Below are 15,581 nucleotides of genomic sequence, written 5' to 3'. Positions count from 1 at the left end.
TAGAGATACTTTTTATGCTGTTACTATTTTTTTAAGCCTGTCAAATCTGAATCGATATGGATAGTGCCTAAGCCAGGCTCTACCTTGACAGAGAAACTCTTTCCTAATTCAATACTTCCATTGGTTTTCAAAAATATTTCTTTGCCTTTACTATTGTTTTTGATGAGTGTAAAAACTCCTGAGCTTTTATAGATACAATTACTTAAACTGATATGTGTTTCGGGATAGGTATCAAAATCCTTTGCATGACGAAAATCAATACTGTTATTCTTCAAGGTTGAATTTCTGATTGTTAAAATATCAATTGGTGTTGAAATATTAACTAAGGCTTTTTTGTTATCGCTTACTACTGTAACATTTTCAAGCGATATTTCCCCTTGCACAGGCATTGGTGCACCCGAATAATACGAATGTGCGTAGTTAATATCATAGCACATAATTTGAAAGGGAACTCGCATACTTTCTAAAAAAATATCTCTGAATACTACTTTTCTGACTACCGCAGTATGGATAGTATCACTTTGATGAAATGTCCATTTAATACCATCTAATTCCTTAATGCCACTATCAAAGGTTGGTTTGGTAACAGACTTATATTTCTTTCCATCAATCTGAGCTAATACTCTGTAAATTTTCCCGTCTGCCACTACGGCATCGCCATGTTTTACTTCTATCCCTTCTTTCCAGTCTGTCCAGCCAGAAGCTACAATTTTAGCAAAAGCACCATCCCAATGTTCGGTTCGGAGGTCATAACAGTTTTCAATAATACCATCTTCAATGTCGCCAAATTCTGGATTAGCAGTAACCCAGTCGCCCGCGGCCAAGGCTATGGCATCGTCTGCTGTTTGAAATTGAGCATTACTAATCTTAAACCGTTTGCCTTTTCCAAAATGAATACCATCTTTTTTACCTTTTATAATTACATCATTAATCAAGAGGTCTTCAAAGGTGCAGAAATGGAGACAGAACTGTTTAGTGCCAAGGTCATTACAACGAAAACGTTCTATTTTTACATCTTTGGCATAGAAAAAAGCTACTTGTCCACGTAATCCATAAATGGCATCATCCCACCCTTTTTCAACGGCATTTACTTGAAGATTTAGCCCAACAATGGAAATATGGTAATTGTAAGTTCTCGACAATGCACCTTTATTAAGAAAAACCTGACAGAATGCCCCCTTCTCGGCTACTTTTTGAATAGTTGTGCCATCACCAAAAATAAGAGAAGTGCTATCGCCAATATAAACTGTACCTGCCAACTTATAAGTGCCAGCATTACTGATAATAATTGTACCTCCTTTATCGACTGCCGCTTGTAAAGCCTTGGTATTGTTTATTCCTGATTCAGAAGGTAAAAATCCAAAATCTGCAGCATTAGTAAATCCATTAGCATTATTGGGGGATGAATATTTTTGTAATTTATTTAAATGATAATTACCCCAAACAGAATGTATGGTAAAGAGGAAACATAAAGCCCACATCAGTCTTTTCATATAATTTATAGTATTGTTAAACATTAATTATCCATTTTCATTACCAATGTTCCGCCTTTACTATCGAGCGAAAATGGTTGCTTAATGGACTTCCCTCTATGCTTTACTGTAATATTATAAGCTCCATTAAAGCCTCTAATAGTGTAAACGCCGTTTTTATTAGTTTTCCCGTTTTCGTTAGTATTCCAAGTTTTGCTTACGAGTTCGGTAAATACTTTTCCATGTGGACGAATGTTCCAATTTTTATCCCATAAAGCTCCTGCGGGTATCCAATGGGCATTTTCCCAAAAACCCCATTGGATAAGTCCTATTGTGGAAGGATGACTAAAAACTGCCGTCATAAAGTCTTTTAGGTAACGGGCTTTGAAGTCATCATCATCGCTAGTAATATCAAATTCTGTTATTTGAATGGGCAAACCTAATGTGGCAAAATGATCTAATTTAGCAATGATAAATTCAATGCCTGGGGGTGTTCCACCGATATGTCCTTGCTCCCCGATGGCATCAATAGGTGCTAAGTTTTCCTTTAAAAATTTTATGTTATTATAAAAACTATCACTCCCTACCCCTTCACTATGAAACATGGTATAGTCGTTCAAAAACAACTTTACTCCTTTAGTGTTTTTGCTAGCTGCCTTAAACCATTCTACCATCATTTTTTTACCTCCTAATGTATCCATAATATTATGATGAGCATAAGGCTCGTTCACAACATCCCACTCCACAAACTGGTCTTTCATGGCAGTGGTTTGCTGATCAATTTGTTTTAAAATAGTAGCATTTAAGGTAGCCTTATCGTTTTTTAAATTAGCTAAATGTGGAGAATGTTCCCATGATGGCCAAACCATTACGTGCCCCCTGACAGGTATATCATGGTCTCTGAACCACTTTACTCCTTTTTGAGTCTGGGCTTGGTTGAATCTATACCAGTTTCTAGCTTTCATTTCGTTTTCTAATACTACTTTATTAAAGTATCTTAAAAGGGTATCGCGGTATTTTTGTGCATTTGGACTGATGGTATCCAATATCATTGCTGAAGATGTAGCCGTACCCCAACCAAAAGCTATTTTATTTAAGGTCACAGTCACATCGGCTTGTGGAATGGGTTTACCTGCTTTATCAATTACTCTTATGGTTAAATCACCTTTTCTGTATTTATCAATACGTTCTTCGGCAGTTTTTCGCCATGCTGCATTGGGGGCATCGCCATCATAATGCACAATACTTTTGGGTAAATCTTGGATTTTTACCGACTGTTTATAATTGATTAATGATATACCCCCTATTTCAAATACTTGGGGGAATTTGCCAGACTTTATCATCAAAGCCATTTCTCCTTTGTCTACATCTCTTCCAGCTATAAAGGGGATTTGGGTTAATATCCATTTTGAGCCAAAAGAAATACCCCTTTCAAACAAGGGAGGCCAATTGTACTTACCACCAACGAAACGGTCTAGTGCAATTTCCATAAACGATTCGCCCGTTTCTCTTTTGCTTTGTATAGAACGACTGTAAAAAGAAAGCAAAATCACATCGCCTTTACGAACTGTTGAGTCAATACCATAGCGTAGAACAAAGCTATCGTTACCACTTTGATTAACCGTGGAAATACGATAAGCCTTGCTAAATGGCTGGTCACTTACGGATGCTAATTCAAGGATAGCACCATATTTGCTAGTGGGCTTGAAGAGTAATGTATCATTTACTAACAATGAAAACCCTTTTTTGCTCTGTGCATTAGTATGGAATATTTGAACTACTGTTGCTAAAATAGCAAGAAAGACTTTAACTATTATTTTGTTCATTTCAGTTTTTAAAAAAGGAAAGTTGAAGGGTATTATCTTTTCAAACTCTTCAAATAGGCTATTGATTTAGGTACTTGAGTACCATAACTTGGGCTTTCGTCCTCAATATAAAAATGTTCGATACTTGATTTATTAGCAGCTTTTAATACGGAAGGAATATCGATTTGTCCTGTACCTAAGGCTACATCGTTTTCTACAGGGGTACCGCCAGATAAATTGCCGACAATACCTTTTCGTAAATCTTTTACGTGCATGAGTTTAAACCTTTTTGGGTATTTGGCAATTAATGCTGCTGGGTCTGCTCCTGGGAAAAAAGTCCAAAGAATATCAATTTCAAAGCTTACATATTTAGGGTCTGTTTTTTGGATGATATAATCCATCAATGTGCCGTCCTCGTATTTTTCAAATTCGTATCCATGATTATGGTAACAAAAAGTTAGTCCGAAGTCGTCTTTTAATTGCTTACCAATCTTATTGAAAGTTTCTACCGCTTTTTGGGCATCTGCTATGGTAAAAGGAGGTTTTTGCATAATCCATGCCACTCGTACATAGCTTGCACCTAGCGTTTTGGCATTTTGCCCTACCTCAGCAGTTTTGTTTTGAGCATCACTATAACTTACCCCAAAAGATGAACATTTTTGTCCACGGTCGTCTAGTAATTGACGTATCTCGCTTGCTTTTTTGCCAAAAAGATTTGAGAATTCAATATCAGTAATGCCCAAGCTTTTGAGGGTATCCAAGGTAGCAGCTACATCTTTGGCAAAACTATTTCGGAAAGTATATGATACCATTCCAGGTGTTTTTGTAAAAAGAGGTTTACCTTTTTGAGCGAAAAGAACACCAGTATTCATCAACAAAATGAATAAAAGTAATTGTCTGTATTTGAACATGATAGTTTTGTTTTAAATGATAAATAAATTTCCTTACTGATTTTTCTTGAGACTTTTCAAAGAGTTCCAATAGAATTGTTTCATTTTGTTTACATCCATTTGTGCATATACTTTAACCAACCGTTGAGTATTCTCTGGTGGAGTCAATACCTCTTGAATGGTTATAAAGGCTGGTTTTTGATACGCTAATATCAAGGCTACATCCCAAAGAGTTCTGGTAGTACTTTCAGGGTTTGTTTCTTCCCAACGTTGTTTTAGATGTTTTAATACTGGATTTTTGTCATTCAAAACTGCATATAAATCATCTCGTTCAAACCTAAAAGGAAGTGCTGTACTTGTAGGCATAATAATGAGTTCGACCTTTGGATTATTCAATAAATAATCAAATGCGTTGAGGTCATTGCGGATATTAAACTCACTTTTGTCCCAGTACTTCTTTTCAAGATTGTACTTAGCTCCTAATAAATAACATTGAATATGACTAGCGATTGATGTATCCAACGCAATTGCCGAAGCAACATTAGTTAATGCCCCAATGCTGATAACATGGAGTTTTTCATTAGGCTTTAGCTCTTTAACTTTACGAATAATCTGTTTTGTTGCTTCAGAGTTTCGTGGTTCTTGACTCCCCCAGGCCCTTCCCATTTGTCTGTCAGCTCCTATTGGATGAGGAATATAACTTTTCTCCATCAATGCCAGAATCTCTTCATTTAACTGCTGCGAAATATTTACGGTATTGATTCCCTTTGTAGGATATTGATTCCACTTCTGAAAAGCAACTAAATCTGGATTGTTGAAATGGGCAGAGCTTATTCCAACTAAATCAATGGTATTATCCATCAGCAATTGTACAATGGCGTAAACGTCATCGGTTTCGTTGCCAGTATCAGTATCCAACCATACCTTTTGTTTTTGACTAAAGAGGCTACTGCTAAAACATAATAACTGAGCAACAATAAGTAAATATTTGATTTTTAGCATATTGTATGTTTTTATAATTATTTTATGGTTTGAAGCACCATATTGTGTAGTGCTATCTATTGGGTTTCGGTTTCATCAATTGCTATTACATAAATCCATTATTTTGTGGATAAATCTGATATAAAAGCTATATTTGATGTGATTAATGTTAAATGGTTATTCAAAAGTAATCCCTGTTGCAAACTCATTTTTATCCATATTCCCTTCCGATAAAGAATTTACTTTTACGCCTCCAATTTTTAGGTTTTTGAATTTGATGCCCTTAATGGGGCTGTTTATTGTTCCATATAAATCGCCCTCGTCTGGATTTTTATCATCAATGGTAACATCCTCAAAAATCCAGTTATCAAGGCTTTTGTATCCAGAATTGAAAATGATAAATTTATTGGTATTATAATTACTTGTTTTGGGGTGTGCTTCAACCCTAATATTTTTAAATGTAATATCGTTTACACTCATATTTGTTCCTGTTGTTCCGTCAATAACGATTAGGCCAACACCACCATCTTTACCAATGAGGTTAATGTTTTCAAAAACGATATTTGAGGTTGATTTTTGGTTATTAAGCCAATATAACCGTCCCCAAGGTCCCCCCCAAGCAACAAGATTTGATACTTTGCAATTACTAGCACCGTGAGACATGATGATATCGTCATTATTAAAAATAAAACAATCATCTACAATATGGTTATTACCATTTACCCAAATACCATCTGTATTACCATTCCAAGAAATCAATTTTAAATTACGAAATTGATTATTGAATGTTAAGTTACCACTGTTATAGATGGGGATTGTCCATCCACAACTATTAGCAATAATTAATCCTTCCATTTGTAAGTTACTTATTCCATTACCTTTAATGGCTGAGTGATCTCCAAGCCATGGAACTTCACGGGATTTGTGTTTCCATTCGCCCATTGTAAGAATTCCCCTACCCTTGATACTAACATTTTGAGTATTGTATGCTGTGATAAAAGAACCTTCGACCACAGCACCCGCAGCGATATAAACTGACTCATTCGTTTTGATGGTTTTCTGCAAACCAATGTTATGCACACCCGGACCATAATAATAAGTAGCAGTTGTATTTGGAATATCTGGGGCTTCGGCAAAAAGGAATAATGGATTTTTTAGATCATTAAATTCAACAGAAATCTTTTTGGGTTCTGATAATGTAAAGGTTATTACATTTCCATTTTTAGTAGGATTAATCCCAAAGTTCAAGGGACGAATCGTAACATTATTAGCAGTAGAATTAAATGTTACTTTTACGTCAACAGAGGTTTTACTGAAAGCAAAACTGGTAAATGAAGCCGACGTTTGAGGTTTAGAAATACCACCAAAGTAGGTATCAACCCAGTAATTATCCGTTTTATAAACAAAACAAGGTTTGTATTCTGTTTCACCTGTTTTTCGGATTTCAACGGTATAATCATTGGATTGAGTAAGGTGTTCAACAGTACTTAAATTCCCTGGTGATGGGTATATAGTTAGTATACCATCGTTGACAATAGTTGGATTTATTGGGCTGGCTATTTCTTTTTTGCAACTAGAGACTAACCCTAGAAGCAAGTAAACCACTATTGCGTATGCTTTCATATTTCTTTGTTTTTTATTATCTCTTCTTCCACAGTTTAAAATCATCCCAATAAATCTGTAAAGTCTTTCCTTTAGATTTTACAAAATGCACTACATCTTTAGAGGTATAAAGTTTTAATGGATTATACCCAGTTATTCCGTTAGGATTGAGGTCTGTAGTGTTATGAGTAAAGTTTGTTACATCAGCAACTGTTTGTGTTTGTTCACCATCGGGAGTAATTGAAATGACAAAACGACCATTCTCTTTATTACCCTCTTTTATGTAATAATTCATGGTAAACCATTTTCCAATTGGCACTTTTACATTCGTATTATTTGCATTCCAGACTTCAATCTGCCCGTTATTTTCGGCATTTAGTATAAAATTTAAATCGCTACTTTGGGCGGTTGGTTTACCTATTCCTAAAGATATTCTAAACCCATATTTTTCATCTTTCACCCACCATTCATTATTCCAAAACTCCGAAATAGTGAGCCAGCTTATTTTTTGGGGATAGTTTTTTAAAACATTAAAATCGTCTGTCAGGAAAACCCTAACAGATTGGGAATACTCTTTAAACCCACTTTTTATACCATATAGATTGGCCTGAATACGAGCTTTTTCTTGGTTTTCTGAAGCCAGCCATGCATCATCTAACCAAAATTGTAATACATGGTTTGCTAGATTTTTAGGCTCTGGGATAACCTTTGCAAATCGTTTGGTGGCATCGCCACCTGTGTATTGAATTTGCATACTATTTCCTTTCAAAATAGTAGCCCAATCGTTACTCCAATCGTTCTTTGAGGTTAGGGTATTGTCTCTTCCCTCAATATGTTCATAGGGGGCTCCGTAGTCATTCGTATTTAAATCTTGTACAACTTTGGTGCTACCCTCGAAACCCGATTGAAAGACTAATTCTCCTTTTAAATCAGTTTCTTCATTTTGTTTACTTTTAATTTCCTGCGAACTAGCACAGCTTAAAACCAATAGCATCATTAATGCTGTATGGCTTCCTATTAAAATTAGGAGTAATCTCTTTTTCATTTTATTGCTACATTAAGTTCATGCTAATGGTAAGTAGCATTTATTATTATTTCATCTCATCAAGGGTAACTGCCGCAGAAAGATTCATCATTTCTTTGGCATAAGGGTTGTCAATGATGGCTCTCCTGACTTTTACCTTTAGCCTAGGGTTATACCAGCTATGCCATTGCATAAAATACCCAGCTTTACCTTTATACTTTTTTACGATTTCTGTTTCATCCAGTACTTTTGTTCCCTTGTTATCAATATCGTCTCCGCATTCTGCGATGACAATCGTCTTGTTGAGCTTTTTGAGTAATTCATAATTATCTGTAAAATCTGGAACAGGAGCTTTGTAAATATCCATTCCAACAATGTCAACGTAGGAATCGCCTGGGTACATAGTCAAAACGGCTTCTTTGGTGGATGAACTAAAAGGATTATTGGGAGCATATACCCAAACCAAATTATCCAAGCCCATTTTACGGAAGGTTTTGTGCATATCTTGCCAAAGTATTTTAAAATCTTCAAGATTGGTAGGCTGCTTGTCATCATTTGGACCCCACCAAAACCAAGAGCCATTCATTTCATGGAAAGGTCGCCACAGTACTACAACACCAGCATCTTTTAATTTTTTTAAGGCTTTTGCTACCTGCATTAGCTCTGTCCAATAGCTCGCTTTTGCTTTTGAGTCTGGTGCTATTGATAGAAGGCTTTTTAGATTGATACTATCTTTGTTGATAATAGCATTCCAATTACCATTATAGCCATCTTTAAATGGATTGTCGGCACACCAAGTTAGTGTTACAATTCCTCCTTTATTCCAATGGTCTATCATCATTTGATTAATAACATCGTGTGGCACATTGGGTCTAGAACCATATTCCAAGCCCAATAAACCGGGGTATTTTCCTGTTTGGGAATGCAACTCTTCGAAAAAAGTTTGATAGCCCCTTACTTGGTTATTGTCTTCCCCAGCACAGTGTTGTCCTACTACGATTAGGCTGTCTTTAATAAGCCTATCGAAATATTTAACAATACCTTTTGGTGTACGGTCTTTTAATTTTATTGAAGCAGATTTTTGTGCAAAAAGATTTATTGAATATCCCATCACCAAAATGGTGGCGACAAAAATATAACTGTTTTTTTTCATGTTCATTTACAGCGATTAAATCATTCGATTAAGTCAATTTTACTTATTTCAAAACATCTACCACACACCTAAAACCTACCGTTGCACACCTATCTAGTCCCGGATAAGTCATCAAATACTTTGCTCCAAAAGACGTATCCATAGCCCCTTGGTCGGCATACCATTCCGAGCCTCTATTTCTGTACCATGCTCCGCCTCTCAAAATATAATAATTATTATAGCCGTCAGTACGCTCGCTTTCAGTTAGTTGCCATACATTGCCACTCATATCGTACAATCCCTGTTTAGTTTTACCTTTTTCAAATTGGGTTACAGGGGTTGTTCTTAAATACTGCCCAGCATTTACTAAGGTAGAATCATAGTTGTTTCCCCAAGGGTATAGAGTTTCATCTTTACCATTTTGGGCAGCCCACTGCCATTCTATTTCTGTGGGCAAACGCTTGCCTGCCCATTTAGCATAAGCACGGGCATCATCCAAGGTTATCCAAACCACAGGATGTTGTTCATATCCTTGGGGAGGCTTGTTATTAATCCAATGTTTTAGAAAGTTTTCTGAATGCTTTGGTTTGTAATTGCTGGCTTTCAAAAAGTCAGCAAATTGTTGATTCGTCACCAAGGTTTTGTCTATCGCAAAAGACTCTAGTTTTGCCTTTACCTTTCCTTTGGTGATTTCGTTTCTATTCTGGCTGTATGAAAAGTCCACAAAATCGCCAATAGGGTAAAAACCACATTCACGTTGCCTGAAACTAAAAGTCATTGTTACAGAATCTTTAGAAACAGGGATACTTACCATGCTTTTAGGCAAAGTTGTTTCAATGTATTTTTTTGTCGATACAACTGGTTTTAAGCTATGCTTAGGTAACTTATAGGTAGTGCTAAAGTCTGCTTTTTGATTAATGATTGACTGTTTTTTCAAGAAAGTATAAAAAGCAGGATTTAGTTCACTTGATGGAATAGACAATATACAAGCAATAGCTTTGGGTTTCAATTCAGCGAACAACCCTACTTTGCCATTTTCAATGCTTGTTTTAACTTCTTTACCCGCTATTAAGTCAAAATATTTTACATCTTTTACAGCCTCAACTTCAAATAATTTACCTGTAGCTATTTGCTCTTGACGGTTAATTATCGTCCACAGTTTTTTATTACCTAACTGCCATTGGCTAGCGTATACTCTATTGAGTTTAATTGGAAAAAGAGGGAACCATTCTCCTTCGGTAAAAAAAACACTGTATTCACGTTGAACAGGCAGCATGGAGTTGATTAAAGAACGGTCGCGTGGGTTCAATTCATTAACTGTTCCAAATACGTTCTCCCATAAAACTATTCCACAACCATTAATCCAAGCGTTTTGAATTAAGGTAGATTGTTCATGACTGAAACGTGATAATCGGTAAATCAAATGTTTTTGTTCTAGCCAGCGGTTACGCACAAGGGCTGGCACTTCAGCAAATTCCAGATGTTTGTTCTTTTCTGACCAGCCAACTTCTAACCATGATTGGTGTACTTGGTTCAATGCCTCAGGATTAATTGGAATTTCAGACTGAAAAACAGCACCACGATTACTACTTTGCATTTTTTGAAAGAAACCCTCGACATTTGAAATAGTATCTAAATAAACGCCATCTGCTCCTGTTTCTTTTAGTAAATCAAGCAATTCATCTTCGTCAGTTTTGCCTTTATTTCGGGCTGTATTATCCCAAGGATTATAGGCAATCATCATTTTTTTGCCCATTTGATGTAATTCATCACATAGTTTTTTTAGTCCAGACACACCTCCTGGCAGATTTCTATAGAACGAATATTGGGTTCTGTTATCAAAACCCAATTGCGGGTAAGTCGGCCAAAGCACTACTACATCAACCCCTCCATAATTGTTTTCGTATTTTTTTACACAATTACGGATGTCGTAGTTACCGTTTTTATCATACAGATGGATATCATTTGCCATCAGAAAGTAGGTACTATATGCTTTTGAAGCCCATTTGTAATGGTTATTCTGATAATTATTACCCTTGTAATTGATATATTTTAGCGTAGAATCTCTCCATATACGCATGGACAATCTCCATTCATCCCACTTGTCGGCTGAAGTTGGAGCTTCAATTAAGTGATAATATTTATCAGATATTTTATTGATATTTTTGTTTTGAGCATTAGCTTCTTTCACAAAACATAACAATACCAGAGCAACAAAAACTATTTTTGATAACATAATCAATCTTTTTTTTAGCAAAATCAATCTATCACTTCTAGCTTTTCAGCCTTACTTTTCACTAGCATTGTTTTATTGTCAATTAGTTTTTTATCATCAGTAAAAACACTTTTTAATTTCACATTCTTTACATCATCTAAATAGAAAGCTGGTCGAACATCATTAGCAAGATACGTAACCGTTATATCCTGCATTGTTAACCCTTTAACGTGCTTTATATAAAATGCACTGGCAGGTAATTTTAAACCAAACGTAAGTCTGTTTTCTGGGTAGCCTTTTAGGTCTTCAGGTGTTGTTGAAGGGAATGTCTTCAGAAAATCATCATTAACAGCAATTGGTACAGTAATATGAATATCAGAAAGCTTAATTTCTTCGGTTGGACTGTCTTCCAACCCTGCAATAATAGAAGGAATAATACTTCTACTTTCGGCACTCACATGGCTGATACTGATATTTTTTATACCAGAAGGTTTGTTTTCGGGATTTAAAAACCGCTTGCCAACTCTTATAAAAAAGGGTGAAAGTACATCTGTCATGATGATATTTGAAAAATGAATATTTTCCATTGTTCCCCCATCAACTGCCAAAACAACTATGCCTGTATTTACGCTTTGTATTTCAGGATTATAAACAACCTCAGGGGTCATTTTCCAATGTCTATACCCATTGAATGAACTTTTCTTTACGACACAATTATTGACAGTGATGTTTCTGAAACCTGTACGAGAACCTGTTCCTAGCTTGATACCATTGCATAACGAAGAGAGGACACAATTGCTAACGGTGATATTCTCGCAGAATTTATTTATATATTCACTCTTGAAACAAAGGGCATCATCTTCTGAATCAATTATAGAATTAGCAATAATAATGTCTTTCCCATCAATATCCAGACCATCGCAATTCCAATTTACTAGACTTCTAAGATAGATGCCATCAATTAAAACTCTTTCACAGCCTGAAATAGAAACCGTTACTTGTGCTGAATTAAAGATGTCTATATCCTTCAAAACGACGTCTTTGCAAGAGATAAAAAATATGTTTTTGGGTTTACCATCCTTATTCAAACCTAATTGAAAGGCATTACCTTCACCAGCTCCCTTTAGTGTACCTTCACCTATTATACCTATGTGATTAGCATTATCGGCAATCACAAGAGCTTTCATAGTCTCTACATACAAACCATTATGCGTTATCGTACCATATTTTTTAGCAGCTAAAATGTTATGTTCTGGGTAATCGACAGGGTTATAACTTCCCTGTAAGATCGCCCCAGCTGAAAGCTTTAGATAAACATTAGTCTTTAACAAAACTGTACCTGTGAAAAACCTACCAGCTGGCACAACAACTTCGCCACCACCCTGACTATGGCATTTATCAATAGCCGATTGAATTGCCTGAGTGTTCAAGAAAGTAGTGTCGGTTTTTGCACCAAAATCTAGAATATTATACGTTTGAGAAAAAGTATAATGACCTTGCAACATGGCAAATAATATTAGCATAGGTCTAATATTACATATTTCAGGTATTATTTTACGTTTCATTTTATTTCATCTAGTGTTACTGCCCATTGGTGATTCATCATTTCTTTGGCATTTGGGTTATCAATAATTGCTCGCCTTACTAATACATTCAATTTACTGTTCTGCCAACTTGCCCATTGTAAAAAATAACCCGCTTTACCTCTGTATTTTCTCAAAATATCCATTTCATCTAAAACTTTAACTCCTTGATTATCAATATCATCACCACATTCAGCAATCACGATTGTTTTGTTAAATTGTTTGAGCGATGCATAATTCTCAACAAAGTCTGGAACAGGAGCTTTATAAATAGACATTCCGACAATATCTACATATTCGCTTCCTGGATACAACAGAGCCAGTGAATTACGCACATCCTGATTCCATGGGTCACTTGGGGCAAATACCCAAATGAGATTATCTAAACCCATCTGAGTGAGGGTTTTGTGCATATCTTGCCATAATAAATGATAGTCGCTAACTTTTTCAGGGTTTTTAGCATCTTCTAGTCCCCACCAAAACCAATTACCATTCATTTCATGAAAAGGTCTCCAAATGACTACAACCCCTGCTTTTTTAAGGCTTAATAAAGCTTTTGAAACAAACGTTAATTGATTTCTATATGCTGTTTTTTCTTTTGAATCAGGGGCAGTTGATAGTAATTTTTTCAAATCAATTTTCCCATAATCTATTGCTAAACTCCTATCAATTCCTTCAAAAAAGGGGTTATTAAATGACATTCCCACTGTTACAAGCCCCCCTTTTTTCCAATGATTAATCGCTAATTGATTGATGATTGTAGTATCTTGACCCATTTTTTGGCTGTAATGTAAACCTAATAAAGCAGGATATCTACCCGTTTGTGTGTTCAAATTCTCAAAATAAGTCTTGTAGCCCTCAGACGTGTTGAGGTTGGCAGGAAAACAAGCCTGTCCTACAACAATCAAACTATCTTTGATAAGTCTGTCAAAATACTTTAAGATACCTTTGGGTGTACGGTCTTCGAGTTTTATCGAAGTTGATAGACCATTTGTGGTTATGGCTGAATTTGTTGAAACAGCAATTTTGGCTATTTCTTTTTGACAAGACCCTAATGTTGGGGTTAATAAACACATGAAAATTGTTATTTTTTTAATATTCATTGTTTGTTATTTTTTAAAATTATATTCCATGTCATCAATCAATCACTTCAATTTTTTCACTATTTTTTGAAAAAACATTAGCTCTATTATTTCCAATTTTTATATCATTGATAATCACATTTTTTAATCTGACTACTTTCGCATCATCCATATAGAATGCTGGTCTGACTTCGTTTTCGACACATTTCACCGAAATATCGTTCAAAACTATTCCTTTAGCATGACGAATATAAAAAGCACTAGCAGGGATTTTCAAGCCAAAGGTAGACCGGTTTTCGGGATACCCTTTTGTATCTTCTGGAACAATTGCTGGAAAAGTTTTTAGAAAATCTGAACTCACACCTATCGGCACTACAATACTAATATTTGAAAGCCTGACATCTTCTACTGGGCTTTCTTCTAAACCTGCAATAATGGAAGGAATAATACTTCTGCTTTCTGCCCGAATATTTTTAATATTTAAATGACGCATAATAGAAGGTTTGCCATCCGAGTTCAGAAAACGTTTTCCTACTCTGATAAATATTGGACTCAAAACATCGGTCATAACAATATCCGAAAAGCTAATATTTTCTACAATTCCACCATCAACACCCTGAATTACAATACCTGTATTTACACTTTGTATATCATGCTGATACACCACACCTGTGGGTAAAGTCCAGCGGCGATATTGATTAACAGATGGCTTTTTAATTACGCAATTATTGACTGAAATATTACGAAAACCCGTGCGAGAACCCGTACCGAGCTTGATACCATTGCAAGGGGTATAAAGTACACAGTTGGTTACGGTTATGTTTTCGCAAAACTTATCTAAATATTCACTTTTAAAACAAAGTGCATCATCTTCAGAATCAATAATGCAGTTAGAAATAGTTGTATCATTCGCATCAATATCTAAACCGTCATTGTTAAAATTTACTAACGTTCTGAGGTAAATTCCATCAATCAGCACCCTTTCGCAACCCGAAATAGAAATACAAACTTGAGCGGCATTCAATACATCAAAATCTTTTAAAATAACGTCTTTACAACCCATAAAAAAGATATTTTTGGGCTTACCGTCTTTATTGATACCTAGTTGAAAAACGTGTGCTTCGCCAGCTCCTTTTAGTGTCCCTTCGCCTAATATACCTATATGATGGGCGTTATCTGCTATTACAAGGGCTTTCATAGTCTCTACATACAAGCCATTATGCGTTATCGTACCATATTTTTTAGCAGCTAAAATATTATATTCAGGGTAATCAGCAGGGTTATAGCTTCCCTGTAAGACCGCCCCTGCTGAAAGCTTTAGATAAACATTAGTCTTTAACAAAACTGTACCTGTGAAAAACCTACCAGCTGGTACAACAACTTCACCCCCACCCTGACTATGACATTTATCTATAGCGGATTGAATCGCCTGAGTATTCAAGAAAGTAGTGTCAGTTTTTGCACCAAAATTTAAGATATTATAGCTTTGTCCAAAGCTTGTTTTGCTTAGAATTAGAGCTAGTAAACCAAATATTAGTTTATATATATTCTTTTTATTAATCATCATTATAAAATTTATTGATGCTTATTTCTAAAACTGACGATGTGCCATATACGTATTTGTTTCAAAACCATATTATTCATTTAGCAGTAACCTATACGTCTTTAACTGAAATTGATTAAAACTCGCTTTCAACATCGAGGTTTTCATAACATTTGTGCGAAAATTTACGGTTTTTAACTAATAGATTAGTTGTCTTGCTACATTGATTTGAAAATAAACCTACCATTCTTG

Annotated in this window: 11 protein-coding genes; all 11 read right to left on the bottom strand. The window is 35.4% G+C overall.

Annotated elements, in window-relative coordinates:
- Nucleotides 1-23: 23 nt before the first annotated feature.
- On the bottom strand, nt 24-1,493 hold the full coding sequence (locus J2Y60_RS10725) for a hypothetical protein (protein ID WP_309918028.1): 1,470 nt from the start codon (nt 1,491-1,493) through the stop codon (nt 24-26).
- 23 nt (nt 1,494-1,516) lie between these two features.
- Nucleotides 1,517-3,298 carry an endo-1,4-beta-xylanase gene (locus J2Y60_RS10720; RefSeq protein ID WP_309918033.1) on the bottom strand — a complete coding sequence of 594 codons (1,782 nt, stop codon included), beginning with the start codon at nt 3,296-3,298 and terminating at the stop codon, nt 1,517-1,519.
- A 32-nt stretch (nt 3,299-3,330) separates the two neighbouring features.
- Nucleotides 3,331-4,188, bottom strand: coding sequence for a sugar phosphate isomerase/epimerase (locus J2Y60_RS10715; protein WP_309918036.1), 858 nt, complete (start codon nt 4,186-4,188; stop codon nt 3,331-3,333).
- Nucleotides 4,189-4,221: 33 nt separating this feature from the next.
- A complete protein-coding gene (locus J2Y60_RS10710) occupies nt 4,222-5,169 on the bottom strand; it encodes a nucleoside hydrolase (protein ID WP_309918038.1) in 948 nt (315 codons plus the stop codon).
- 156 nt (nt 5,170-5,325) lie between these two features.
- Nucleotides 5,326-6,771 (bottom strand): hypothetical protein, encoded by a 1,446-nt coding sequence (locus J2Y60_RS10705; RefSeq protein WP_309918041.1) that lies wholly within the window; start codon nt 6,769-6,771, stop codon nt 5,326-5,328.
- 16 nt (nt 6,772-6,787) lie between these two features.
- Complete coding sequence (locus J2Y60_RS10700) at nt 6,788-7,795, bottom strand: hypothetical protein (protein WP_309918044.1); 1,008 nt, start codon at nt 7,793-7,795, stop codon at nt 6,788-6,790.
- Nucleotides 7,796-7,841: 46 nt separating this feature from the next.
- The gene (locus J2Y60_RS10695; RefSeq protein WP_309918047.1) at nt 7,842-8,927 is read right to left on the bottom strand and encodes a glycosyl hydrolase; all 1,086 of its coding nucleotides are present in this window, start codon (nt 8,925-8,927) and stop codon (nt 7,842-7,844) included.
- Between the two features lie 43 nt (nt 8,928-8,970).
- Nucleotides 8,971-11,142, bottom strand: coding sequence for an SUMF1/EgtB/PvdO family nonheme iron enzyme (locus J2Y60_RS10690; protein ID WP_309918050.1), 2,172 nt, complete (start codon nt 11,140-11,142; stop codon nt 8,971-8,973).
- A gap of 23 nt (nt 11,143-11,165) precedes the next feature.
- Entirely contained in the window at nt 11,166-12,644 is a 1,479-nt protein-coding gene (locus J2Y60_RS10685) for a glycosyl hydrolase family 28 protein (protein WP_309918055.1), read from the bottom strand.
- A 38-nt stretch (nt 12,645-12,682) separates the two neighbouring features.
- A complete protein-coding gene (locus J2Y60_RS10680) occupies nt 12,683-13,807 on the bottom strand; it encodes a glycosyl hydrolase (protein WP_309918058.1) in 1,125 nt (374 codons plus the stop codon).
- A 34-nt stretch (nt 13,808-13,841) separates the two neighbouring features.
- Nucleotides 13,842-15,353 carry a glycosyl hydrolase family 28 protein gene (locus J2Y60_RS10675; protein WP_309918060.1) on the bottom strand — a complete coding sequence of 504 codons (1,512 nt, stop codon included), beginning with the start codon at nt 15,351-15,353 and terminating at the stop codon, nt 13,842-13,844.
- Nucleotides 15,354-15,581 lie beyond the last annotated feature (228 nt).

This window comes from Arcicella sp. BE140, from assembly GCF_031456255.1.
Lineage (GTDB): Bacteria > Bacteroidota > Bacteroidia > Cytophagales > Spirosomataceae > Arcicella > Arcicella aquatica.
The sequence above is the reverse complement of the archived record's forward strand: the minus strand, read 5'-3'. Positions and strand labels throughout refer to the sequence as shown.